The 25113-nt window shown below is 58.3% G+C and carries 22 protein-coding genes; 16 read left to right on the forward strand and 6 right to left on the reverse strand.

The window, feature by feature from the left end:
- The first annotated feature begins 85 nt into the window (after positions 1 to 85).
- Genes R6W86_RS02840 through R6W86_RS02850 form a run of 3 tightly spaced genes read left to right on the forward strand, consistent with a single transcriptional unit; the run spans position 86 to position 4009 of the window.
- On the forward strand, positions 86 to 1096 hold the full coding sequence (locus R6W86_RS02840) for a TAXI family TRAP transporter solute-binding subunit (RefSeq protein WP_410327882.1): 1011 nt from the start codon (positions 86 to 88) through the stop codon (positions 1094 to 1096).
- A gap of 2 nt (positions 1097 to 1098) precedes the next feature.
- Positions 1099 to 3249 carry a TRAP transporter permease gene (locus tag R6W86_RS02845; RefSeq protein ID WP_410327883.1) on the forward strand — a complete coding sequence of 717 codons (2151 nt, stop codon included), beginning with the start codon at positions 1099 to 1101 and terminating at the stop codon, positions 3247 to 3249.
- Positions 3250 to 3262: 13 nt separating this feature from the next.
- On the forward strand, positions 3263 to 4009 hold the full coding sequence (locus R6W86_RS02850; protein WP_410327884.1) for a sulfite exporter TauE/SafE family protein: 747 nt from the start codon (positions 3263 to 3265) through the stop codon (positions 4007 to 4009).
- 80 nt (positions 4010 to 4089) lie between these two features.
- Here R6W86_RS02850 and acnB read toward each other — a convergent pair whose 3' ends face one another.
- Positions 4090 to 6684 (reverse strand): bifunctional aconitate hydratase 2/2-methylisocitrate dehydratase, encoded by a 2595-nt coding sequence (gene acnB, locus R6W86_RS02855; protein WP_410327954.1) that lies wholly within the window; start codon positions 6682 to 6684, stop codon positions 4090 to 4092.
- Between the two features lie 255 nt (positions 6685 to 6939).
- Between acnB and R6W86_RS02860 the strand changes: the two genes are divergently transcribed.
- Complete coding sequence (locus R6W86_RS02860; RefSeq protein WP_410327955.1) at positions 6940 to 7545, forward strand: tRNA-(ms[2]io[6]A)-hydroxylase; 606 nt, start codon at positions 6940 to 6942, stop codon at positions 7543 to 7545.
- Positions 7546 to 7671: 126 nt separating this feature from the next.
- Here R6W86_RS02860 and R6W86_RS02865 read toward each other — a convergent pair whose 3' ends face one another.
- Positions 7672 to 8556 (reverse strand): LysR family transcriptional regulator, encoded by an 885-nt coding sequence (locus R6W86_RS02865; RefSeq protein ID WP_410327885.1) that lies wholly within the window; start codon positions 8554 to 8556, stop codon positions 7672 to 7674.
- A 141-nt stretch (positions 8557 to 8697) separates the two neighbouring features.
- Between R6W86_RS02865 and R6W86_RS02870 the strand changes: the two genes are divergently transcribed.
- The gene (locus tag R6W86_RS02870) at positions 8698 to 9468 is read left to right on the forward strand and encodes a ferredoxin--NADP reductase (protein WP_410327886.1); all 771 of its coding nucleotides are present in this window, start codon (positions 8698 to 8700) and stop codon (positions 9466 to 9468) included.
- A gap of 39 nt (positions 9469 to 9507) precedes the next feature.
- On the opposite strand, the gene R6W86_RS02875 is transcribed toward R6W86_RS02870, so the two are convergent.
- On the reverse strand, positions 9508 to 10350 hold the full coding sequence (locus tag R6W86_RS02875) for an ion transporter (RefSeq protein ID WP_410327887.1): 843 nt from the start codon (positions 10348 to 10350) through the stop codon (positions 9508 to 9510).
- Between the two features lie 440 nt (positions 10351 to 10790).
- On the opposite strand from R6W86_RS02875, the gene R6W86_RS02880 reads away from it, so the two are divergent.
- Genes R6W86_RS02880 through R6W86_RS02895 form a run of 4 tightly spaced genes read left to right on the forward strand, consistent with a single transcriptional unit; the run spans position 10791 to position 14414 of the window.
- Positions 10791 to 12041, forward strand: a complete 1251-nt coding sequence (locus tag R6W86_RS02880) for an efflux RND transporter periplasmic adaptor subunit (RefSeq protein ID WP_410327888.1) — start codon at positions 10791 to 10793, stop codon at positions 12039 to 12041.
- Positions 12038 to 12784, forward strand: coding sequence for an ABC transporter ATP-binding protein (locus R6W86_RS02885; protein WP_410327889.1), 747 nt, complete (start codon positions 12038 to 12040; stop codon positions 12782 to 12784). Before R6W86_RS02880 ends, R6W86_RS02885 begins: the two co-directional genes overlap by 4 nt.
- The gene (locus R6W86_RS02890) at positions 12781 to 13989 is read left to right on the forward strand and encodes an ABC transporter permease (RefSeq protein ID WP_410327890.1); all 1209 of its coding nucleotides are present in this window, start codon (positions 12781 to 12783) and stop codon (positions 13987 to 13989) included. The genes R6W86_RS02885 and R6W86_RS02890 overlap by 4 nt, the downstream gene beginning before the upstream one ends.
- Positions 13990 to 14021: 32 nt before the next feature.
- Entirely contained in the window at positions 14022 to 14414 is a 393-nt protein-coding gene (locus R6W86_RS02895; protein ID WP_410327891.1) for an acyl-CoA thioesterase, read from the forward strand.
- Between the two features lie 60 nt (positions 14415 to 14474).
- On the opposite strand, the gene R6W86_RS02900 is transcribed toward R6W86_RS02895, so the two are convergent.
- Positions 14475 to 15038 (reverse strand): outer membrane beta-barrel protein, encoded by a 564-nt coding sequence (locus R6W86_RS02900; protein WP_410327892.1) that lies wholly within the window; start codon positions 15036 to 15038, stop codon positions 14475 to 14477.
- 374 nt (positions 15039 to 15412) lie between these two features.
- On the opposite strand from R6W86_RS02900, the gene R6W86_RS02905 reads away from it, so the two are divergent.
- From R6W86_RS02905 to R6W86_RS02925, 5 genes are all read left to right on the forward strand, one after another.
- A complete protein-coding gene (locus tag R6W86_RS02905; protein ID WP_410327893.1) occupies positions 15413 to 16177 on the forward strand; it encodes a hypothetical protein in 765 nt (254 codons plus the stop codon).
- A gap of 249 nt (positions 16178 to 16426) precedes the next feature.
- On the forward strand, positions 16427 to 17452 hold the full coding sequence (locus R6W86_RS02910; protein ID WP_410327894.1) for an amino acid ABC transporter substrate-binding protein: 1026 nt from the start codon (positions 16427 to 16429) through the stop codon (positions 17450 to 17452).
- Between the two features lie 90 nt (positions 17453 to 17542).
- Entirely contained in the window at positions 17543 to 18730 is a 1188-nt protein-coding gene (locus R6W86_RS02915) for an amino acid ABC transporter permease (protein ID WP_410327895.1), read from the forward strand.
- Positions 18730 to 19815: an amino acid ABC transporter permease gene (locus R6W86_RS02920; RefSeq protein WP_410327896.1), complete on the forward strand. Its 1086-nt coding sequence runs from the start codon at positions 18730 to 18732 to the stop codon at positions 19813 to 19815. The genes R6W86_RS02915 and R6W86_RS02920 overlap by 1 nt, the downstream gene beginning before the upstream one ends.
- Before the next feature lie 11 nt (positions 19816 to 19826).
- A complete protein-coding gene (locus tag R6W86_RS02925; protein WP_410327897.1) occupies positions 19827 to 20621 on the forward strand; it encodes an amino acid ABC transporter ATP-binding protein in 795 nt (264 codons plus the stop codon).
- Between the two features lie 36 nt (positions 20622 to 20657).
- Here R6W86_RS02925 and R6W86_RS02930 read toward each other — a convergent pair whose 3' ends face one another.
- Both R6W86_RS02930 and R6W86_RS02935 read right to left on the reverse strand, forming a co-directional pair.
- Positions 20658 to 21383 (reverse strand): UDP-2,3-diacylglucosamine diphosphatase, encoded by a 726-nt coding sequence (locus R6W86_RS02930; RefSeq protein WP_410327898.1) that lies wholly within the window; start codon positions 21381 to 21383, stop codon positions 20658 to 20660.
- Positions 21380 to 21880 (reverse strand): peptidylprolyl isomerase, encoded by a 501-nt coding sequence (locus R6W86_RS02935; RefSeq protein ID WP_410327899.1) that lies wholly within the window; start codon positions 21878 to 21880, stop codon positions 21380 to 21382. Before R6W86_RS02935 ends, R6W86_RS02930 begins: the two co-directional genes overlap by 4 nt.
- Before the next feature lie 136 nt (positions 21881 to 22016).
- Between R6W86_RS02935 and R6W86_RS02940 the strand changes: the two genes are divergently transcribed.
- The gene (locus R6W86_RS02940) at positions 22017 to 23696 is read left to right on the forward strand and encodes a glutamine--tRNA ligase/YqeY domain fusion protein (protein WP_410327900.1); all 1680 of its coding nucleotides are present in this window, start codon (positions 22017 to 22019) and stop codon (positions 23694 to 23696) included.
- Complete coding sequence (gene cysS, locus R6W86_RS02945) at positions 23693 to 25081, forward strand: cysteine--tRNA ligase (RefSeq protein ID WP_410327901.1); 1389 nt, start codon at positions 23693 to 23695, stop codon at positions 25079 to 25081. Before R6W86_RS02940 ends, cysS begins: the two co-directional genes overlap by 4 nt.
- Positions 25082 to 25113: the final 32 nt, after the last annotated feature.

The following is a 25113-nucleotide window of genomic DNA, read 5'->3' on the forward strand; positions in this document are numbered from 1 at the left end:
AGTGGAAACCGGGTGATCGACCGACTATGTTGAGAAAGTTGAATTCGACCAAACCCGTAAAAATAACGAAATAAGGTAACAGGTTATGAACAAGCGAAGCTTTCTGAGATCCGCCATGGGGCTGGCCGCTGCCGCAGCAGTTTCCCTTTCTCCGATCACGGCGCAGGCCGAGGGTAATTATGTGATGGGCACCGCCACGACCGGTGGTACCTATTACCCCGTGGGGGTCGCCATTTCCACCCTGATCAAGGTCAAGCTTGAGCCGAAAACCGGTATCTCTGTCTCTGCCATCAGCTCGGCTGGCTCCGGCGAGAACCTGAAGCTGATGGACGAAGGGCAGATCCAGTTCGGTATTCTCCAGGGTCTCTATGGGGCCTATGCCTGGAACGGTACCGGACCGGTACCCAAGGCCTACAAAAACCTGCGTTCGGTCTCCATGCTCTGGCAGAACGTGGAGCATTTTGTGATTCAAGAGGAATTGGCTGAATCAGGCACCATTGACGATATGTCCAACCTTTACGATGAGACCTTCTCGATTGGTGCCCGCAACTCCGGTACGGAAGGCTCCGGGCGCTATATTCTCGGCCAGCTCGGTATTGACCTTGAGAAAATGGACCTGGCCTACCTGGGTTATGGTCCCAGTGCCGATGCCCTGCAAAACGGCAACATTGATGGGATGAACATTCCTGCTGGCGTTCCTGCTTCGGCGGTGACCCGTGCTTACGCCAACATGGGCAATGAAATCACCACTCTGGATTTCAATGAAGAGCAGCTGGCGAAGGTGAACAGCAACTTTGAGCTCTGGAGCCACTACAACATTCCGGCCGGCACTTATCCGAATCAGGAAAAGGACATCAACACCATCGCCCAGCCGAACATCCTCGCGGTGCGGGCCGATGTCTCCGACGAAGATGTCTACGAAATTACCAAGACGATCTATGCCAACCTGCCGTTCCTGAACAACATCCATCCGGCAACCAAGGCCATGGCCCTGGAAAAGGCCATTACCGGCCTGCCTATGCCGCTGCACCCGGGTGCGGCCCGCTTCTATAAGGAGCAGGGGCTGACTATTCCTGATCGTCTGATCGCGAAATAACCGTGGCTGAAGCGGAAAAGAACGGATCCCCAGAGGGGATCCGTGACGAAAGTGTCAGTGGGGCCAGCGATCGCCTCGATCACCGGCTTCTGGGGCCGGTGATTTTTGGCCTGGCGATTCTGGCCTCGCTGATACACCTGTATTTCAATACCATCTCCACGTTGTCCGAGCTTTGGACTTCGGCGCTGCACTTCGGGCTGTTCGGTCTGATCTGCACCCTGACCACGCCGATGTTGCGGGTCCGTTCCGCAACGGGGCAACGGCTGGTGCTCGGGATTGATGTCGTCCTCGGTCTGGCGGCGTTGGCGTGCGCGTTCTATCTGATCGCGTTCGAGACGGCCCTGTACGAGCGTGGCGTTAATTTCAACACCACGGACTGGCTGGTTTCGGTTACGGCCGTGGTGCTGGTTCTGGAGTTCGCGCGCCGGACGGTCGGCTGGTTCATCCCCGCACTCTGCATTGTCGCGCTGACCTATGTCGCCTGGTGGGGGCAGTACGTTGACGGCATCTTCAACTTCCCGGGCCTGACCTGGGAAACGGTGTTGTTCCGCTCCTACATCGGCGGCCAGGGCATGCTCGGCTCCATTGCGCGCATATCCTGGACCTACGTGTTCATGTTCATCCTGTTCGGGGCGTTCCTGGTGAAGTCCGGGGCAGGGGATTTCATCATTGAGCTCGCCCGTTGCGCGGCTGGGCGGTTTGTCGGTGGGCCGGGCTTTGTCGCGGTGTTCTCGTCCGGCCTGATGGGCTCGGTGTCCGGTTCCAGTGTGGCCAATACCGTTTCTACCGGGGTTATTACGATTCCCTTGATGCGCAAAGCCGGCTTTCCGGCCCGGTTCGCGGCTGGGGTCGAGGCTGCGGCATCTACCGGGGGGCAACTGATGCCGCCGGTGATGGGGGCGGGTGCCTTCATCATGGCCTCTTACACCCAGGTGTCCTATCTGACGATTATCGGCGTGGCGGCGTTGCCGGCGTTGTTGTATTTCCTGTCGGTCGCCATGTTTGTCCGGATCGAAGCCAAGCGCAGCCATGCGGTCAAGCTCGAGGATGATCAAGCACCGCGACTGGCCGAAGTGCTCAAGGACGGCTGGCATTTCCTGTTGCCGCTGGTGGTTCTGGTGGCGGCACTGATCTACGGCTTCACGCCGACCTATGCGGCGGGCATTGCGATCCTTTCGGTGATCGTGGCGTCGTGGTTGTCGAAACATCCCATGGGCTTCCGGGATATCCTTGATGCCCTGGCCATGGGCGCACGGAATATCATGACCACTGCAATCCTCCTGATTACCGTCGGACTGATCGTGATGGTGGTCTCCACCACCGGTATCGGCAATACCTTTTCGCTGATGATTACCGACTGGGCCGGCGGCAGCCTGCTGGTAACCATTATCCTGGTGGCCCTGGCCTCGCTGATCCTTGGAATGGGGTTACCGGTAACCGCCGCCTACATCGTACTGGCCACTCTGTCGGCTCCGGCCATCTACCAGCTGATTGCCCAGAGCCAGTTGCTGGAAATGGCAATGGCCGGCAATCTGCCCGAGCAGGCGAAGGCCATTTTCATGCTGGCGGCACCGGACAAGATGGAGTTGCTCAATGCGCCAATGGACCGGGCAACGGCCATGGAACTGCTGGCAGTGGTTCCGGATACTTTCAGCAGCCAGTTGCTGGACCAGGCGCTGTCACCGGCGACCCTGTCCATGGCCCTGGTGGCGGCCCACATGATCATTTTCTGGCTGTCCCAGGATTCCAACGTCACGCCGCCGGTTTGCCTGACTGCCTTTGCCGCCGCGGCCATCGCCGGCACGCCCCAGATGCGTACCGGATTTACCGCCTGGAAGCTGGCCAAGGGCTTGTATATCGTGCCTTTGCTGTTTGCCTACTCACCGCTGATTACCGGGGACATCACCGAGATGCTCCGGGTGTTCTGCTTCGCGTTGTTCGGTATCTACGCGATCATTGCCGGGTTGGAAGGCTATCTGGAGCATCCGCTGCATCCGGTGGTCAGGCTGGTGATGTTCCCCATTGGCGCGCTGATGCTCTGGCCCCATGGGCAGGTGATGCTGGATGCCGCCGGATTGGTGATTTTCATTCTGGTGTTTATGTGGAGCAGCCGCCGGGGTCGGGGCGTCGTGCCGGTCGCGGCGAAAGCATGACGGAGCTGCACCCATGACCATTGCGGAAGTGCTGGCCCTGTTGGGTATCGGTGGTGTCGCGGGTTTTATCAATGTGCTGTCGGCCGGCGGCTCCATGCTGACCCTGCCGTTGCTGATGTTCCTGGGGCTGCCACCCCAGGTGGCCAATGGTACCAACCGGGTGGCAATCACCCTGCAGAGCGTCACCGCCGTCAGCGGCTTTCGCCGTATGGGGCATGGCAACCTGAAGGTCAGCCTTTACCTGGCAGTCCCGGCGGTCATCGGTTCGCTGCTGGGGGCCTGGATGGCGACCCGGGTATCGGATGCCATCTTCGAGCTGGTGCTGGTGCTGGCCATGATCGGCGTATCGGTGTTCATGCTGTTGCCGCAACCCAAGCTGGATACCCGCCCGCTGACCACGGACCGCCTCGGACCAGTCATTTTCTTTGCCATGTTCCTGATCGGAATGTACGGCGGCTTTATCCAGGTCGGGGTCGGGGCGCTGTTCCTGGTGGTGCTGTACCGGATCCTGAAAATCGACCTGCCCCAGGTGAATGTGTTCAAGGTGTCGATCATCCTGCTGTATACCATCCCGGCTTTGCTGATCTTTGCGTTCAACGATCAGGTGCGGTGGGGGATGGGGCTGACTCTGGCGCTGGGTAATATCGTTGGTGCCTTCCTCGCGGTGAAGGTCAACCTGAGCAGTCAGGGTGCCCGATGGGTGAAGTGGCTGACCCTGCTCATGGTGGCGGCGATCCTGATACGGCTGATCTTCTACTGACCGGGCCGGCTGAAAGGGGAGCATAAAAAAACGCCAGCCCGGAGGCTGGCGTTTTTGCTGGAGGTCACTCCGAAAGCGACTTAGGTAACGCTGGCCTCGGACGCTTTCTTGGTGTACTCCTCCATCTGGTCGAAGTTGAGATAACGGTAGATCTCTTTCGACATGCTGTTCAGGTCCTTGGCGTACTCCATGTACTCCTGCGGAGTCGGGAGTTTGCCCAGTACCGCGCCCACGGCTGCCAGTTCCGCGGAAGTCAGGTACACGTTGGCACCATCACCCAGACGATTCGGGAAGTTACGGGTGGAGGTGGACAGAACAGTCGACTTCGGAGCCACACGTGCCTGGTTACCCATGCACAGGGAGCAGCCCGGCATCTCGGTGCGAACACCGGCGGTGCCGTAGGTGTTGAAGTAGCCTTCTTCCATCAGCTGCTGCTGGTCCATCTTGGTCGGCGGAGACATCCACAGACGGGTGCTCAGGGCGCCCTTGTGTTGCTCCAGCAGCTTACCAGCGGCACGGAAGTGACCGATGTTGGTCATGCAGGAACCGATGAACACTTCGTCCACCTTGTCGCCAGCGACTTCGGACAGGAACCTGGCGTCGTCCGGGTCGTTCGGGCAGCAAACGATCGGCTCCTTGATGTCGGCCAGATCGATCTCGATCACGTGAGAGTATTCTGCGTCCTTGTCGGCACGCATCAGCTTCGGATCCTTCAGCCACTCTTCCATCTGCTGGGCGCGACGCTCCAGGGTACGCGGATCGCCGTAACCTTCGGCAATCATCCAGCGCAACATGGTAATGTTGGAGCGCAGGTACTCGGCCACGGATTCTTCGGACAGGTTGATGGTACAACCGGCCGCGGAGCGCTCGGCAGAGGCGTCAGACAGTTCGAACGCCTGCTCGACGGTCAGGTGCTCCAGACCTTCGATTTCCAGGATGCGACCGGAGAATTCGTTGATCTTGCCCTTCTTCTCGACGGTCAGCATGCCCTGCTTGATGCCATACAGCGGGATGGCGTGTACCAGGTCACGCAGGGTGATACCGGGCTGCATTTCGCCTTTGAAGCGAACCAGAACGGATTCCGGCATATCCAGCGGCATAACGCCGGTCGCAGCGGCAAATGCCACCAGACCAGAACCGGCCGGGAAGGAGATGCCCATCGGGAAACGGGTGTGGGAGTCACCACCGGTACCTACGGTGTCCGGCAGCAGCATGCGGTTCAGCCAGGAGTGGATAATACCGTCGCCCGGACGCAGGGAAACACCGCCACGGGTGCGGATGAAGTCCGGCATGGTGTGCTGCATCTCAACGTCAATCGGCTTGGGATAAGCGGCGGTGTGACAGAAGGACTGCATAACCAGATCCGCCTGGAAGCCCAGACACGCCAGGTCTTTCAGCTCGTCCCGGGTCATCGGACCGGTGGTGTCCTGGGAACCGACGGTGGTCATGTGCGGCTCGCAGTAGGTGCCAGGACGAACGCCTTTGCCTTCTTCCAGGCCGCAGGCCTTGCCAACCATCTTCTGGCCCAGAGTGAAGCCTTTGGTGCCGGCTTCCGGATCCTTCGGCAGGCGGAAGATGTCAGTGGCGCCCATGCCCAGAGCCTGGCGAGCCTTGTTGGTCAGGCCACGGCCGATGATCAGCGGGATACGGCCGCCAGCCTGAACTTCGTCCAGGATCACGTCGGACTTGAACTTGAACTCGGAGATAGTCTCGCCGTCTTCGTTCAGGATCTTGCCTTCGTAAGGACGGATTTCGATCACGTCGCCCATGTTCATGTCGTCGACGGGGGCTTCGAAGACCAGGGCGCCGGCGTCTTCCATCGTGTTGAAGAAGATCGGGGCAACCTTGTTACCGATACAGACACCACCGGCACGCTTGTTCGGTACGCCCGGGATGTCTTCACCGAAAAACCACAGAACGGAGTTGGTGGCAGACTTACGGGAAGAGCCGGTACCGACCACGTCACCTACGAAGGCAACCGGCAGGCCCTTGGATTTGATTTCTTCGATCTGGCTCATCGGGCCGGTTACGCCGGGCTCTTCCGGCTTCAGGCCGTCACGCTCCATCTTGTAGGCAGCGCGGGCATGCAGCGGGATGTCCGGGCGGGACCAGGCATCCGGAGCGGGGGACAGATCGTCAGTGTTGGTTTCGCCGGTTACCTTGAACACAACCATTTTGGTGCTCTCGGGAACCTTCTTCTTGTTGGTGAACCACTCGGCGTTGGCCCAGGATTCAACAACGGACTTGGCGACGGCGTTGCCGGCGTCCATCTTTTCCTTCACGTCGTTGAAGGCGTCGAACATCAGCAGGGTCTTTTTGAGCTGCTCACCAGCCAGCTCGGCCAGTTCACTGTCATCCAGCAGCGCAACCAGAGTCTCGATGTTGTAACCACCCTGCATCATGCCCAGCAGCTTCACAGCGTATTCCTTGCTGATCAGCGGGGACGTGACTTCACCCTTGGCGATGGCAGACAGGAAGGCGGCCTTGACGTAGGCGGCTTCGTCCACGCCCGGCGGAATGCGGTTTTCCAGCAGGTATACCAGGGTTTCCTCTTCACCCGCTGGCGGGTTCTTCAGCAGCTCAACCAGGGCTGCGGTCTGCTCGGCGTTCAGGGGCTTGGGCGGGATACCCAGGGCTTCACGTTCGGCAACGTGTTCACGATAGGCTTCTAACACGATATGGACCCTCATCAGTTGGAATGTCCCGCGGTTGGCATCATGCCTGGCGGGAGTTTTATGGCGAAAAGGCCACGGGAGCCTCTGAATAACGCCTCAAAGCACCGATGGGGTTTCAGGATTTATTCAGAGACTCCCTGAACTGGCGCTGCATTCTATAGGAAACCCCTTACAAAGTTAAGTTGGACAGAGGTCGGAGGAATCTGCTAAGTGCGCTATACTCCCGCCTCCCGAAGTATCAGCCCGAATTCCGATATGACCGACGCCCTGCAAGAGATTCACGATTTTCTCCCGTGCCGCACCCCGGAAAAGTGGATCGAGAACGCCCTGGCCAACCAGGACCTGTTGCTGATCGACCACGCCCATTGCGAGAAGAAAGCAGCATCCACGGCGTTGAGCCTGATGTACCGCTACGTGGACAACAGCGACCTGCTGAACAAGATGTCCCGCTTGGCGCGGGAAGAGTTGCGCCATTTTGAGCAGGTGCTGGCGATCATGAACAAGCGGGGCGTGAGCTATGGTCACTTGACGCCGGCCCGTTATGCTGCCGGGCTGCGCCAGGCGGTTCGCGCCGAAGATCCGGGGCGGCTGGTGGATGTGCTGATCGTCGGCGCGATCATTGAGGCCCGCTCTTGCGAACGCTTCGCCGCTCTGGCTCCTTTCCTGGATGACAAGCTGGCGGATTTCTACAACAGCCTGCTCAAATCCGAGGCGCGGCATTACCAGGATTATCTGAAACTGGCGGTGCAGGCCAATGGCGGGCCTGTGGATGAGCGGGTGGGGGAGTTTCTGGCGATCGAGAAGGGGCTTATCGAGGCGCCGGATAGTGAGTTTCGCTTCCACAGTGGGCCGGTGGGCTAGCACGGGCCCGCTAAGTTGGGGTCAGATGAAAGCCTTCATTTGACCCCGGGTTTACGGACTTGGGCCCCAAATGGGGTCTGATGAAAGCTTTCTTCTGACCCCGTCTTCAATCTGACTCCCTCTTCGTCACTCCAGCCGCCGACACAGCTCCATCCAGGCATCAATCCCCGCACTCCGATACTTCTGCTTGTGCAGGATGAAGTAAAACTGCCGGTCAAAGCGCCGGTGCTGCGGCACCTCCAGTGGCACCAGGCTGCCACGGCGGAAGGCGTCAACGAGGACCACCTGTGACAGGCAGCCGATGCCCAGGTCCGCTTCCACCGCCCGCTTGATCGCCTCGGTATGCTCCAATTCCAGCAGCACATTCAGATCCGGCAGCAGACCGTGCATGCCGCGTTCGAAGCTCTGGCGGGTGCCGGAGCCCTGTTCGCGCATGATCCAGGTGGCCTGCCGAAGGTCGTCGTCGGTCAGCATGCCCTTGCGGGTGAGAGGGTGTGTGGGGGAACAGAACACCACCAGTTCGTCCTCCCGCCAGGGGATCATCTCCAGCTCCGAGGATTGCATTTCTCCCTCGATCAAGCCGATATCCAGCTCGAAATCCTTTACCCGCCGGGCGATAGTGCTGGTATTTGCCACCTCCAGAGATACCCGGGGCCGGGTAGGGGTATTCATGTATTGGGCCATGACGCCCACGGCCAGATAGTTACCGATAGTCAATGTGGCGCCGACCTTGAGGGCGCCGACTTCCGAGTGTTTGCTGAAAGCCTGCTCCAGTTCCCGGGCCTGGGCCAGCACCGATTCTACTTTGGGCCGGTACAGGCGCCCCAGTTCGTTGAGCTGGAGGCGTTTGCCCACCCGGTCAAAGAGCTGGATGTCGAACTGGTTTTCCAGCTCCTTCAGGGCGCTGCTGGCCGCGGATTGGGACATGGCCAGGGAATCGGCGGCCCGGGTGATGTTCTGGAAGTGGGCGGCGGCGAGGAAGACCTCAAGCTGACGGAAACTGAATTTCATAAGCAAGCGCCATAAATCGATTTTTTCGAATAAGGTTATGGGTATATCCCATTTCATCGATAGGTTAAACGTGGGTTACACTTCAGGCAATTGATATTCAGACGATTCAACTTTTTGCTTGAGCGCAGGTACGAGGTTTACATGAGCAACCTGATGAAAGAAACGGTCACCAGCGTCCATCACTGGAACGACACCCTGTTCAGCTTCAAGACCAGCCGCGATCCGGGGTTCCGGTTCAAGAACGGTCATTTTGTGATGATCGGCCTCGAGACCGATGGTAAGCCCCTGATGCGCGCCTACAGTATTGCCAGTGCCAATTATGAGGAAGAGCTGGAGTTCTTCTCCATCAAGGTGCCGGGTGGCCCGCTGACCTCGCGTCTTCAGCAGATCAAACCGGGCGACGAGATCCTGCTCAGCAAGAAGCCGACGGGCACGCTGGTGCTGGACAACCTGCTGCCGGGCAAGAACCTCTGGCTGATCAGCACCGGCACTGGCCTGGCGCCGTTCATGAGCATCATCAAGGATCCGGAAGTCTACGAGGCCTTTGACAAGGTCATCCTGACCCACGGTGTGCGCCATATCTCCGAGCTGGCCTATCAGAACGAGATTGAGGAGCTACCGGAGAACGAATTCTTTGGCGAGATGGTCAAGGGCAAACTGCTTTACTACCCGACGGTCACCCGCGAGCCGTTCCGTAACGAGGGCCGCCTGACCGACGCCATGGAATCCGGCAAGATCACCCGGGATCTGGGACTTCCGGATTTCAATCCTGACACCGACCGCTTCATGATCTGTGGCAGCCCGAGTATGCTCAAGGACACCTGCGCGATCCTGGACAAGATGGGATTCCGTGAGGCCCGGGGCGGCGATTTGGGTCATTACGTGATCGAACGGGCGTTTGTGGAGCAGTAAGCTCTCGCTCCAGCAGAAACGCTCAGAAAGCCCCGGGTCTCAGGTCTCGGGGCTTTTCGCGTTTTTGCGGGGGTCGATTGTGTCTTCGTCCAGCCAGGTCCCGCAAAACTTGCAGTAACGTGCGTCCCGCTCATGGTGATCCTTACCGCAACCAGGACAGGCTTCATTGGAGTAACGTTCTTCACGCAGCGCACGGATCACCTCGGCGGAGAAGATGCCCACGGGTAGCGCAATGATCGAGTAGCCAGTGAGCATGATGCCCACCGATATGAACTGCCCCAGAGGGGTGACGGGGGTGATGTCGCCATAGCCGACGGTTGTCAGGGTGACAATGCCCCAGTAGATCGCCGTTGGTATGCTGGTAAAACCTGCCTCGGCGGGCTCCACCAGATAAAGAACAGACGAGAAGATGGTCACCACCAACAGCACCGTGAACAGGAACAACAGAATCTGATGGCGGCTTCGGATCATGGCATCCAGAAGGAGTCTCTTTTCCCCCTCGAGTATCATCATGTCCATCACCCGGAACAGCCGCAAGGTCCGGAGTAGCCGGACCACAATCAGAGTGTGGGTACCGGGCACGATCAGTGTCAGCCACGTTGGCAGGATGGCTAGCAAATCGATAATGCCGTAAAAGCTTTTCAGGTAGAGCCAGGGCTTCTGTAACGAATATATCCGCAGGGCCAGTTCAATGGTGAAGAGCACGGTGATGCACCATTCGGCGTAGAAAAACAGGTTTCCGTAACGCGGGTGATAGCTCTCGATGCTGTCCAGCATGACAATGCCAACGCTCAGGAAAATCAGTATGACCAAACCAATATCAAAGGCCTTGGCCGTACGGCTGTCTGATTCGAAAAGCAACTTGAAAAGCCGAGTACGCATTCCCAATTCTGCGGGCTCAAGGTCTGGCATCCTTAAAGGTCTCCGTTTCACTTTCGGCGGTCCGAACTCGTCTAAACTCTAGATAGCCGTATCTCATCCCGTCAACATACTTTACTGGGAGGGAAACATCATGAAAGGATTGTCTGCAGCGAAGCTGGCCAGTGCTTCTGTTGTCATGTTGGCTGTGGGCTATCGTTTCTGATCCGGTTGTACTTGCCCTCTTACCCTCGCCTCTTCCTGCCGGCAATTCTGATCCCCCCGGTTTTTTATTGGCCCTGCGGCTGAGCCTTGTTACATATTATGGGCAGAAATGTTGATGGCTCTGATCAATTGGTCAAAAAAGCGCTTTCTGTACAGACAATACCGAAGCTGCTCGGCAAATTGCATATTGACGTTCTCAAGTCCGTGGTACATGTAATCCGGTTTGGAGGGAGAAGTTGATGCAACAGGGAGAAGAGACGTCCCGACAGGAAATGGCGGACGAGGTCAATCGGGTTATCCGTTCGGAGCGCAAGCGGGGCAGGGCCGGGCGGCTGATATGGCTACTGGTGCTGGCGGCGTTGGTGGCTATTGCCGGTTGGTGGCTGTGGCCCGATGACGGCGAGGTGCAGTGGCAGACCCACAATCTGGACCGTGGCGATATGGTGCTGACCGCCACTGCCACCGGAAGCCTGGAACCCAAGAGTGAGGTTTCCGTGGGTGCCGAGATATCGGGCCTGATCACGCAGGTCTTGGTGGACGAGAACGACCAGGTGACCGAAGGCCAGGTTCTGGCTCTTTTCGACACCGATGAGCTGGAAGTGGCGCTGGAACAGGCTGAAGCCCAGCTTGCCCTGTCACGGGCGTCGGTGGCAGAGGCCGAGGCGACTCTGGAGGAGGCGCGGGTAGATGAACGGCGGATCAGTGCATTACGTGAGCGGGGTACCACTGCCCAGGCAGAGCTGGATGCCGCCATTGCTGTTCGCAAGCGGGCCGAAGCCAAGCTGGCCTATGCCCGGGCCTCGGTGAGACAGGCGGAGGCGGCGGTGTTACAGGCCCGGACCCGGCTCGAAAAAACGGTGATTACCTCTCCCATCAACGGGGTGGTTCTGCAGCGCAGCATCGAACCCGGTAATACCGTGGCAGCCAGTTTCCAGACGCCGGTGCTGTTCCTGCTGGCGGAGGACCTGAAAGCCATGGAGCTGCACGTGTCCATGGACGAAGCCGATGTCGGGATGGTGGAAGCCGGCCAGACGGCAACCTTTACCGTGGATGCCTGGTCGGGCCGGGAGTTCTCTGCCGAAGTGCTCAAGGTTCACCTTTACCCGGCCGTCGAGAACAACGTGGTCACCTACACCACCGTGCTTTCCGTGGATAACAGCGAAGCGTTGCTCAAGCCGGGCATGACGGCCACCGCCACCATCGAAACCGGTCGTCGGGAGGATGTCCTGCGGGTACCGAACATGGCATTCCGTTTTACCCCGCCGTCGACCGATGGCAGTGGTGGCGGCCTGTTCAGCCATCCCGGTGCCCGGGCCGGATCAAGCCGATCCGGGCCCTCAAATACGGTGTGGGTGCTGCGCGACGGGGAGCCATCCCGGGTGGTCGTGCGAACGGGGGCCTCCGATGGCCGGTACACGGAACTGCCTGGTGACGAGCTGTCAGAGGGTGACGCGGTGATTACCGGCATGCAGGCGGCGGTAACTCCATGACTGAACCTGGTAACGTCGGCGGATCGGCGCCGCCGCAATCCGCGCCATCCGTGGTGGAGATGTGCGATATCTACAAGATATACGGCAGCGGTGCGACCGAGGTTCGTGCCCTGGATGGTGTCAGCCTGAGCATCCGGGCGGGGGAGTTCATTGCCATCATGGGGCCGTCGGGCTCCGGCAAATCCACCTGCATGAACATTCTGGGTTGCCTGGATGTGCCCACCTTCGGGGAATACCGGTTCCGGGGTGTTGAGGTCGGTGGCCTCGACCGGGACGAACTGGCCCTGCTGCGCCGTAATTTCATGGGTTTTGTGTTCCAGAGCTTCAACCTGCTGCCCCGCACCAGTGCCCTGAGTAACGTTGAACTGCCGCTGATTTATGAGGGAGTCCGGCCAGCGCGGCGTCATGAGCTGGCCATGAGGGCACTCACCACCGTGGGCCTCGCTGATCGGGCGCATGCGACCTCCGCCCAGCTTTCCGGTGGCCAGCAGCAACGGGTGGCGATAGCCCGGGCCCTGGTAACGGAGCCTCCGGTTTTGCTGGCGGATGAGCCTACGGGCAACCTGGATACCGTCATGGCGGGGGAGATCATGAAGGAGCTCGTGTCCATCCGTGAACAGAAGGGAATCACTATCCTCATGGTCACCCATGAGCCGGGTATAGCCCGGTATGCGGACCGGGTGCTGTTTTTCACCGATGGCAGGCTGATCCGGGATGGTGCACCGGCGGAGGTGATTCCGTGAGAGCTCTGGATACCCTGGGAATGTCGGTGCAGGCCATTGCCCGAAACAAACTACGATCATTCCTCACGACCCTTGGCATCATCATTGGCGTGGCCAGTGTGGTGGCCATGGTACACCTGGGGCAGTCCGCCACCCGCAGCGTGACCGAGCAGATTGCCAGCATCGGTTCCAACCTGTTGTTTGTTATGCCTGGCACTGCCCAACGGGGCCCCGGAGGTCTTCGGACCACTGCGGAGAACTTTGAACTGGCCGATGTCGACGCCATCCGCAACGAGGTGGATGGCATCCTGGTGGCGCCTGCACTCACCACCAGCGCCACCGTGGTTATTGGTAATGCCAACGACACCATTCCGGTCATCGGTACCACCAACGAGTACTTCTCCGTACGTAACCATTACCTGGATTACGGGCGAGAGTTCGAGGATGGTGAACTGTCTTCCGGTGCCGCGGTGTGCATCATCGGCAAGACCCTGATCGAGGAAATGTTTCTGGGTCAGGAGGCTCTGGGGGCGAACATCCGGGTCGGGCACACCGCCTGCCGGGTCATCGGTGTGCTGGAAGAGAAGGGCGAGTCCATGGGCCAGGACCGGGACAAGACCATCCTCATGCCGGTCAAGGCGGTCCAGCGCAGGCTGGTGGGTGAACTGGATGTCAGCGCAATCTACGTGTCCGCGCTGGTGGATGGCTCAACGGGCCTGGTGCAGGACCAGATAGAGTCCCTGTTGCGGCAGCGCCGAAATCCGGTCAACGGTGGTGCCGATGATTTCTATGTGCGGGATACCCAGGACATCGCCCAGGCCCTGGAGAGTACCACCAATACCCTGACGATCCTTCTGGGCGCTATTGCCGCCGTCAGTCTGCTGGTGGGTGGCATCGGTATCATGAACATCATGCTGGTCTCGGTCACCGAGCGTACCCGGGAAATCGGCATAAGGCTGGCGATCGGGGCCCGGGCCCGGGATGTGCTGACCCAGTTTTTGGTTGAATCCATCGCCCTGTCCACACTCGGCGGAATCATTGGTCTCTTTATCGGCGTGGGTGGCACCTGGCTGGTCACCTGGCAGCTCGATATGCCCTTTGTGATTTCGCCGACCGTGATGGCGGTTGGTTTTTCCTTTTCCGTGGCCATCGGCGTTATCTTCGGGTATTTTCCCGCGCGGAAAGCCGCCATGCTCAATCCGATCGATGCGCTGCGGCATGAATAACCCGCACAGAGACTCAATGACAGGAAACGAGGATGTTCACACTCGAGATTGAACCCAGGTTCAGCGATACCGACGCTCTGGGCCACATCAGCAACACATCATTACCGGTCTGGTTCGAGCAGGGCCGCACTCCTATCTTCCGGATCTTCCATCCAACCCTGGAAGTGAAAACCTGGCCCCTGATCCTGGCCCGTCTGGAAATCGATCTGCTGGCGCAAAGTTACTGGCACATGCCGGTGGAAATCCGCACCGGGGTCGGAGACATCGGCAACAGTTCATTCCGTGTGATTCAGGACGCCTGGCAGGACGGCAAGAAGATTGCCCGCGGCGTCTCGGTACTGATCCACTTTGATTATGAGCACGAGAAATCGGTTCCGATTCCGGACGAGATCAAGGAGAAGCTGGCGGAGCATGTCATGGAGTGAGGGGGGGCAGTGCCCTGCCTGAGACAGGGCCTGGCGGTTCTGGAAAGATATCGAGAGATATCAGAACCGGTAGGTGGCACCGATGCTCAGGACATCAATGTCGTAGGTGTCGAAGCGGCCGACAATGGCCAGGTTGTTTTGCAGGTTGTAGCGGGCGCCAATGCCAACGCCTAGTTCGATGCTGGAATCGCTGGCCGAGCCGAATGCGGTGTCAACTTCAGCGTCCACGTAAACCAGGCCGGCCCTACCCAGAAGTTCCAGCCCCTTGACTTGCTGATCCAGGTCCAGGGTATAGGTGGCGTAGCCACCCAGGCCGAAGTAGCTAGCTTCCAGAGTTTCTCCAAAATAGCTGGTTTCGGCATCCGCAGCAGTCAACGTCAGCTCGGCTTCAGCACCCAGGCCCGGCAAAATCTGGTCCAGAGCTGTGCCGAAGGTGCCTGCGACAATAATGGCATCGTCGCTCAGACCCATATCGGCAAAGCCCAGGCGGGCTTCCGCATAACCGTTTGTAACCAAATCGTTGGTGGTCAGGCCGTTGGAGCCGGAGGTGCCGTGGTTATCTGCGTGAGCAATGCCGGAAGCCAGAGCAGCGCATAGAGCCGAGCAAATCAATGCGTTCTTCATACAACATCCTCTTTTCTGTTATTGAATGCCGCATCGGACAGGCTCCGATGCCGGAGGCCGGACCGTATATCATTGAAAATTTGGAATCTTCAGTATTTTTGTAACCGGGTGACGTGATTGACATTCGGTAAGCGCCGTTGGCCGACGCATTCAAACTGACAAATCGGTAAGGACCTGTTCATTACCGGTCGGCTCCGTTTGCTCCATAATCCAGGTTCAGACCAACATGTTTACGAGGTATCCACTTGTTTAAAACACTGCTTCTGGGAATCGTGGTCGCCTCGTCTCTGGCCCTGAGTGCCTGTGATTCAGGCCCCGACAAGGATGAACAAAGGAAGTCGCGAGAGTCTTCGGAGCCGGTAAGATCCCCTGCCATGGGTACCGATATTTCCCTGGCACTCAAGCCTTCCCAGCTGGATTGGGTCGGCCAGAAGATTTTCCAGAACGAATGCGCGGGGAGGCTGGACTGCCTCGTGCACTGGAACACCGGAGAGGCTTTTCCTTCGCTGGGGATCGGCCATTTCATCTGGTATCCGCAAGGCGTCGAGGGGAGATTTGTCGAGAGTTTCCCCAAGCTGATCCAGTACATGACCCAACGCCAGGCGCCGGTGCCGGACTGGCTGGTAAATCTTGAGCCGTTTGATGCGCCTTGGGTGGACCGCGAGGCATTCCTGAAAGCGGAGGATTCCACCCGTGTTGCGGAACTTCGTGAGTTCCTGGCCGGCACCCAGGGGTTGCAGGCAGAATTCATTTTCCGCCGGGCCAGGGAATCGCTGGAGAAGGTCATCCAGGCTGCTCCCAGGAAGCGCCGCGAGGGCCTGCGTTCATCGCTGGAGGACCTCAGTTCGACGCCAGGAGGCGTTTACGCTTTGATGGATTATGTCAACTTCAAGGGTGAGGGGTTGGCGGAGACAGAACGATATCAGGGCGAAGGATGGGGCTTGTTGCAGGTGCTGCTGACTATGGAAGCCGGGCCGGACAAGACTTCCCTGGCGGCATTTCGGGAGGCCGCGGGCGAAGTACTTACCCGCCGTGCTATGAATGCCGAGAACCTCATAGAGCGGGAGCGATGGTTGCCGGGCTGGTTGCGCAGGCTGGACACTTATCGTGAGCCTGCTCAGGCAAGCGAAGAAGAATAATATTGCTCGAACAATAGGTGGTTTTGCTATGAATGTTCTATGCTTTGAGGCGACTGCCCTGTACAGGAGCGTGCGAGCGGGGACTGCTCCGTTCTGATGCATCGGAAGGTGCCAGTCTTTGCTTGCGCTTCTGTGTTCGGAAGGTTTTCTGAAGATAAATATAAAAAATCAGGTTGTTGGCATGTTATGGCTCGGTAATTGCTGCTGGGCCCACGTTGCTCTCAACACCAAAACATCGGAGACAAAAAAATGCTCAAAGCCCGATCGATTGCTGCCGGCGCAGCGCTAGTCATTGGTACGTTCGCTTCCTCTCAGGCCCTTGCCGCCTCCACCCTTGACACTATTAAAGACAGGGGTCACCTCCAGTGCGGTGTAACCAGCGGTCTCCCCGGCTTTTCCCAGCCCGATGAAAATGGCAACTGGACCGGCATTGACGTGGATACCTGCCGGGCCGTGGCTGCTGCCGTTCTGGGTGACGGAAAGGCGGTAGAGTTTACGCCCCTGACGGCCAAAGAGCGTTTCACAGCTCTGCAATCCGGCGAGATTGACATGCTGTCACGCAACACCACATGGACGCTGACCCGGGACGCTTCTCTTGGTCTGAACTTCGCCGGCGTGAATTACTACGATGGCCAGGGGTTCCTGATTAACAAGGGCGTCGGAGTGGACGATGCCTCACAGCTGAGTGGTGCGACCATCTGTATCCAGGCTGGAACGACGACAGAACTGAACCTTTCGGACTACTTCCGTGCCAAGGGTATGGAATTCAAACCGATTGTGTTTGATACCTCTGAGCAGACGGTGCAGGGATTCTCGGCAGGTCGCTGTGACGTTCTCACATCTGATCGTTCCCAGTTGGCCGCGCTGCGTTCGAAGCTGGCTGATCCGAGCTCGGCGAAGATCCTGCCTGACACTATCTCCAAGGAGCCCTTGGGACCGGTTGTTCGGCAGGGGGATGACCAGTGGTTCAATATCGTGAAATGGGTACTCTCGGTTCAGATCAACGCCGAGGAGCTGGGCGTCACCCAGGCTAACGTCGACGACATGTTGAAGTCAGACAACCCCAATATTCAGCGCCTGCTGGGAACGGATGGCGATATGGGCACGAAGCTGGGCCTCCAGGATGACTTCGGATACGAGGTCATCAAGAACGTCGGTAACTACGGCGAGATGTACGCTCGGAATGTTGGTCCTGACACCCCGCTGGGTCTTGACCGCGGCATCAACGCGCTCTGGACCGACGGTGGGATCATGTACGCCCCGCCTGTTCGTTAATTCCTGAAAGCATGTCGGGGGCGCTGCCAGTAGCGCTCCCCGAGATATCTCTGATGATGCAAGAAGCAGGGAAGCTTTCGGGGAAACTTGATGAAAAAACAAACGATCGATTCGAGGCCGGCGGGACCCAAGCCCTGGTATGACCCCCGGGTTCGATCACTCTTCTTCCAGATTATAGCCATCGCCTTTGTCTTCTGGGGTGGCTGGACACTCGTCGACAACACGCTCTCTAACATGGAGAGCCGGGGAATCAGCACCGGTTTCGGATTCCTCGATGAATCCGCTGGCTTTGCCATTATCATGAGCCTGGTGCCCTACGATGCAACGATGTCCTATGGCCGCACTTTCTGGGTCGGCCTGACCAATACCTTGCTGGTCTCCGCGATGGGGGTTGTTGCTGCCACCTTTCTCGGTTTTCTGATTGGTGTCGCGAGGCTGTCGAATAACTGGTTGGTCGCCAAGATTTCTTTGGTGTACATCGAGGTTATTCGTAATATTCCGCTGCTGTTGCAGATCTTTTTCTGGTATTTCGCGGTGCTCAGTAATCTGCCATCACCCCGGCAAAGCGTGGACGTGGGTGGGGCAGTGTTCCTGAACAACCGGGGATTGTACCTGCCGGAGCCATTGACCCAAGACGGCTTCGGGCTCGTCTGGGGCGCCATCATCGTAGCGATCGTGGCTGTTGTCGGGCTGAGACGCTGGGCCAAAAAACGCCAGTTGGCGACGGGAGAGATATTTCCAACGTTCAAGGTTGGCTTGGCGATTCTGGTTCTGCTGCCAGTGATATCCTATTTCATCGCTGGCCAGCCTATGCAGTGGGATATTCCCGCACTAAAAGGGTTCAACTTTGGCGGTGGCATCACACTGATTCCCGAGCTCGCCGCGCTCTGGATAGCGCTTTCTTTGTACACGGCAAGCTTTATCGCAGAAATCGTTCGGTCCGGGATTCTGTCGGTCAGCAAAGGCCAGACAGAAGCGGCAAGTGCACTTGGCCTTCCTGACGGACTGACCCTTCGGCTCGTTGTCATTCCTCAGGCGATGCGGGTAATCATTCCACCCCTGACCAGCCAGTACCTCAATCTGGTGAAAAACTCATCGCTCGCAACTGCGATCGGTTACCCCGATCTCGTGGCTGTCTTCATGGGGACCACCCTGAATCAGACAGGGCAGGCTGTTGAGGTGGTCGCAATCACAATGGTGGTCTATCTCACCATCAGCCTGCTTATCTCCCTGTTCATGAATATCTATAACCGGGCTGTGGCGATTAAGGAGCAATGATGGCTGAGTCAACGATGAAACCACCTAAAAAGACGCTCCATCCGGTTGTCTGGATGCGCGAGCATCTCTTCTCAACCTGGTACAACTCGTTACTGACCGTGCTGGTTGGATATTTGCTCGTGACAAGCGTCGGGCCGTTGGTGAGCTGGGTCTTTCTGGATGCCAACTTCAGGGGTAGTGAACCCAGTGACTGCACCGGCGCGGGCGCTTGCTGGCTGTTTGTTAGCCAGCGCCTGAATTTCTTTATCTACGGATTCTATCCGGACGAATTGCAGTGGCGGGTGGATGCGATGTTCATTCTTCTTGCCGTTGCCTTTATACCCCAGTTCATCGAGCGATTCCCCGGGCGAAAATGGTTGGGGCTTTTCGGTATTACCGGGCTGCCCGTTATCGGCTGTTTCCTGATTCCGGGCGGTCTGTTTGGGCTGGAAAGCGTTGAAAGTACCAAATGGGGTGGCTTGATGCTTACCCTCATTCTGGCCTACATCGGTATTCTGGCGTCTCTGCCCATCGGGATTCTCCTGGCGCTGGGACGTCGCTCCGAGATGCCGATCATTCGCGGCCTGAGTGTGGTGTTCATTGAAGTCTGGCGTGCGGTTCCACTCATTACCGTGCTGTTCATGGCATCGGTGATGCTGCCGTTGTTCCTGCCCGAGGGTGTGAACTTTGAAAAGCTGCTCCGGGCCCTGATCGGGATTACCTTATGGCAGTCGGCCTATATGGCGGAGGTCATTCGCGGCGGTTTGCAGGCCATCCCGCGGGGTCAGTACGAGGCAGCCGATGCGCTCGGCCTGGGCTACTGGAAAAAAATGGGACTGACCATTCTGCCGCAGGCACTGAAGATGGTTATTCCGGGAATCGTGAATACCTTCATTGCCCTGTTCAAGGATACCACCCTGGTGCTGATTATCGGGCTGTTTGATGTGCTTGGCACCGTTCAGTCCACCGTGACGGACCCGGCCTGGCAGAACGTTGCCGTGGAGGGATATGTCTTCGTCGCCTTCTGCTTTTGGGTTTTCTGCTTCGGTATATCCCGATACAGCCAGAACCTCGAACGCAAACTCGATACCGGTCACAAAACCTGATGGGTAACTCAATGACAGAACAAACCCAAACTCCCGAAACTCAGCCAGCTCCTTCCAGTCAGGAAGACAAGCCCGACATCATACGGGTTGAACAGATGCACAAGTGGTATGGGGACTTCCATGTCCTCAAGGACCTGAACCTGACGGTCAAACACGGTGAGCGCATCGTTGTCTGCGGACCTTCCGGTTCCGGGAAGTCGACGTTCATACGCTGTATCAATCGTCTGGAGGAGCATCAGCAAGGCAAGATCATCGTCGATGATGTCGAGCTGACCGACGACATTCGGCACATTGATACCGTGCGGCGTGAAGTGGGCATGGTTTTTCAGCACTTCAACCTGTTTCCGCACCTGACGGTACTTGAGAACTGTTGCCTGTCGCCGATCTGGGTGAGAAAGATTCCCCGTAAGGAAGCGGAGGCCGCGGCCATGGAATACCTGGAGCGGGTAAAAATCCCCGACCAGGCCAACAAGTACCCGGGGCAGTTGTCCGGGGGGCAGCAGCAGCGGGTGGCGATTGCCCGTGCCCTGTGCATGAAGCCCAAGATCATGTTGTTTGATGAGCCGACCTCCGCCCTGGACCCGGAAATGATCAAGGAGGTGCTGGATGTCATGATCGAACTCGCCGGTAGCGGCATGACCATGCTTTGCGTTACGCACGAAATGGGATTCGCCAAGACGGTTGCCGATCGGGTCATCTTCATGGATGGAGGAGAGATCGTGGAGGAGGCTCCGCCTCACGAGTTCTTCACCAACCCCAAGGAGCCCAGAACCCAGAAGTTCCTTCAACAGATACTGCAGCACTAGTATGAAAATAGCCGGGTATTTACCCGGCTATTTTCATTAAAGAGGGTGGTTTTTAAGTTCCGGCTCCTCGCCGGGAACAACTTGCAACCACCAGACATGGCTGTCCCAGTCGCCCAGGACAAAACGTCTTGCGGGCTTGCCGTTGGCTTTCAGGTCATGGATTGCCGGCCGGTGAGTGTGGCCATGGATCAGGCGCTGCACACCGGGGGCCTCCATTTCCTTCACGACTTCTTCAGGGGTGACATCCATGATGGTTTCGGCCTTGCCCTGATTCTTCGCCATGGAGATTTCCCGTAACTGCCGTGCCATCTGCTGGCGGTCCTCCAGGGGGCGGGCGAGGATCATCTGTTGCCACTGAGGGTTGCGCATGTTGGCGCGGAACTTCTGGTACTCCACGTCCGCGGTGCACAGGCTGTCGCCGTGCATGAGCAGGGTGGGGGTGCCGTAAAGGTCCACGACCGTCGGGTCATCCAGCAGAGTGGTGCCGGCTCGCTTGCAGAACGCCTCACCAATCAGGAAATCCCGGTTGCCATGCATCAGAAAGATCTCGGTGCCGCTTTCGTTTACTTCCCTCAGGGCGGAAGCGACGGTTTCCTGCAACGGTGTTCTCTCATCGTCACCGATCCAGGCCTCGAAAAAATCCCCCAGGATATACAGGCGCTCCACACCCATGGCTCTGTCCTTGAGGAAGGCCAGGAATGCGTCCGTGATGTCCGGACGCGACTCCTCCAGGTGCAGATCGGAGATAAACAGCGTGGTCACGCGTCCTCCAGAACCTCGGCTTTCTCGATGATCACGTCCTCGGCGGGAACATCCTGATGGCCGGCGCGCATGGTGGTGCGTACGGCGCGAATCTTGTTGACGGTATCCATGCCGTCAACCACTTTGCCGAACGTACAGTAACCCCAGCCCTCGGCGTTCTTGGCGGTGTGGTCCAGGAAGCCGTTGTTCTCGACGTTGATAAAGAACTGGGCGGTGGCGGAATGCGGGTCCATGGTACGGGCCATGGCGATGGTGCCAACCATGTTGCTGAGGCCGTTGTCAGCTTCGTTCTGGATCGGCTCCCGGGTCTTGCGCGGGGTCATGCCCGGATCGAAACCGCCACCCTGAATCATGAAGTTGCTGATGACCCGGTGAAAGATCAGCCCGTCGTAGAAGCCATCACGAACATATTGTTCGAAGTTTCTGGCGGTTTCCGGGGCCTTGTCGTAGTCCAGTTCGAGCTTGATATCACCGAAATTGGTTTGCAGCAGAATCATCAGGGTTTCCTGTACAGGTTTATAGAGGTTTCAGGACGGTATTGTACTCAAGAGTTTTGCGCTATGCATGAGTCCGGAAAGGATTTGTGAGTATAATACGCGGTTTAAGATTCAACCCCTGTCCAACAGAGATTGTATGAGCGCCGAGTCGAAGAAAGCCCACAACTTTATCCAGAGCCTGATCGAAGATGCCATCGCCAAAGGTGAGCACACCGGCAAGGTCGTCACCCGTTTCCCGCCGGAGCCGAACGGCTACCTGCACATTGGTCATGCCAAGTCCATCTGCCTGAATTTCGGCATTGCCGAGACCTTTGGCGGCGAGTGCAACCTGCGGTTTGACGACACCAACCCGGAGAAGGAAAACCAGGAGTACATCGATGCCATCAAGGCGGATGTGCAGTGGCTTGGTTACGAATGGGCCGGTGAGGTGCGGTATGCCTCCGACTACTTCGATGCCCTCTACGAATTTGCCGAGGAGCTGATCCGTAACGGCATGGCCTATGTCTGTGCGCTGTCCGCCGACGAGATGGCCGAATACCGGGGCACCCTGAAGGAGCCGGGCCGGAACAGCCCGTACCGGGACCGTCCGGTAGACGAGAATCTTCAGCTGTTCCGGGATATGCGCGACGGCAAGTACCAGAACGGTGAACTGGTGCTGCGGGCGAAAATCGACATGGCGTCTCCGAACATCAACCTGCGGGACCCGATCCTGTACCGGATCCGCTACGCCGAGCACCACCAGACCGGGGATAAATGGTGCATCTATCCGATGTACGACTACACCCACCCGATCTCTGATGCCATGGAAGGGATTACCCACTCCCTGTGCACCCTGGAGTTCGAGGACCACCGGCCGCTGTATGACTGGGTACTGGACAACATCTCGGTTCCCTGTCATCCGCGCCAGATCGAGTTTGCCCGGCTGAACCTGAACTACACCATCACCTCCAAGCGCAAGCTCAAGCGCCTGGTGGACGAAGGCTACGTGGATGGCTGGAACGACCCGCGCATGCCCACCATCTCCGGCATGCGGCGCCGGGGTTACACACCGGAATCCATCCGCGGCTTCTGCGACATGATCGGCGTGAACAAGGCCGGCGGCACCGTGGATGTGGGCATGCTCGAGCATGCCATTCGGGAGGATCTGAATACCCGTGCCCCGCGCGCCATGTGTGTCATGCGTCCGCTCAAGGTCACGCTCACCAACTACCCGGCGGACAAGACCGAAACCCTGACCCTGCCGGTTCACCCGCAGAACCCGGATATGGGCGAACGGGAGGTTACCTGGAGCCAGGTGCTGTATATCGACCGGGAAGACTTCGCCGAGGAGCCGCCACGCAAGTGGAAACGGCTGGCCCCGGAGCAGGCGGTGCGCCTGCGTGGTGGCTATGTCATGACCTGCCGGGAAATCATCCGTGACGAAAGTGGTGAGATCGTTGAACTCAAGTGCGAGTACGATCCGAATACGCTCGGCGTGAACCCCGATGGCTACAAGCCCAACGGTGTAGTCCATTGGGTCTCCGCCGCAGACAGCGTGGAAGCCGACATCAATGTCTATGACCGCCTGTTCAACCACGAATCTCCGGACAGCGACAAGGATGGTGACTTCATTGATCACCTGAATCCGGAATCCCTGGTGGTTCTGAAAGGCGCCCGGGTCGAGAAGGGGCTGGCGAACCCGCGCACGGACTTGCCGTACCAGTTCGAGCGCGAGGGTTACTTCTTCTGCGATCAGGAGCAGACCTCCGCCGCCGGTCACCCGGTGTTCAACCGTACCGTCACCCTGCGGGACTCCTGGGGTAAGGGGGGCAAGTGATCCGAATTTACAACACGCTCACGCAGAAAAAAGAAGAGTTCCGGCCCATTGAACCCGGCAAAGTGCGCATGTATGTCTGCGGCATGACCGTGTATGACCACTGCCACCTGGGCCACGCCCGGGTGCTGGTGGCTTTCGATGTGATCACCCGGTACCTGCGCCACCGTGGCTACGACGTTCATTATGTTCGCAACATCACCGATATTGACGACAAGATCCTGCGTCGGGCCGATGAAAAGGGCGAGCTCTACTCGGACCTGACCGGGCGTATGATCCGTGCCATGCATGAGGATGAGGCCAAACTCGGCGTGCTGTCTCCGTCCGAGGAGCCCCGGGCCACTGCCTACATTGACGAGATCATTGCGATGATCCACAAGCTGGTCTCCAGCGGCCATGCCTACGCAGCGGATAATGGCGATGTTTACTTCGCGGTGGAATCCTTCCCGGACTACGGCAAGCTGAGCAAGAAAAAACTGGAGGACCTCGTGGCTGGCGCCCGGGTGGATGTCCAGGAAGCCAAGCGAAGCCCGGCCGACTTTGCGCTCTGGAAAGCGGCCAAGCCGGGCGAGGTCAGCTGGCCGTCGCCCTGGGGTGATGGTCGTCCCGGCTGGCACATCGAGTGTTCCGCCATGTCGACCCAGTGCCTGGGTGATACGTTTGATATCCATGGGGGCGGACCGGACCTTCTGTTTCCGCATCATGAAAACGAAATAGCCCAGTCGGAGTGCGCTACCGGGCACAAGTTCGTTCATACTTGGATGCACGCTGGCGCCATTCGAGTGAACAAGGAGAAGATGTCCAAGTCCCTGGGGAACTTCTTCACAATTCGCGAGATTCTGGAAAAGTATCCGGCCGAAGTCGTGCGTTATTTCCTGGTATCCAGCCACTACCGCAGTCAGGTGGATTACTCGGAGGATAACCTGGCCGAGGCGGGACGAACGCTGACAAAGCTTTACCACGCTTTGCGAGGGATTGTTCCGGCCAAAGAGGCCGACGTGCCCGAAACCGAGCATGACCGCCGGTTTGCGGAAGTCATGGATGATGACTTCAACACAGCCGGGGCGATCGCTGTACTGCATGGTGTGGCGAACGAGATCAATCAGTACCGCCGTGATGGAAACGACGAGGAGGCCAAGCGAAGTGCCGCCGTCCTCGTTCGTCTGGGGGCTGTGCTCGGACTGCTGCAGCAGGATCCGGAAGTTTTTTTCCAGGCCGATACCGGGGGCGAGCTGAGTGCCGAGGAAATTGAGGCGCTGATTCAGGCCAGGGCAGACGCCCGCAAGGCAAAGAACTTTGCCGAGGCTGACCGGATTCGCGACGAACTCGCGGAGAAGGGCATTATTCTGGATGATTCCAGGGAAGGCACGACCTGGCGCCGGGGGTAAACAGGGACCCAGGCTCCGACTGTAAATGTGAG

The sequence above is a fragment of the Marinobacter sp. genome (assembly GCF_046484525.1).
In the GTDB taxonomy this organism is placed as follows: domain Bacteria; phylum Pseudomonadota; class Gammaproteobacteria; order Pseudomonadales; family Oleiphilaceae; genus Marinobacter.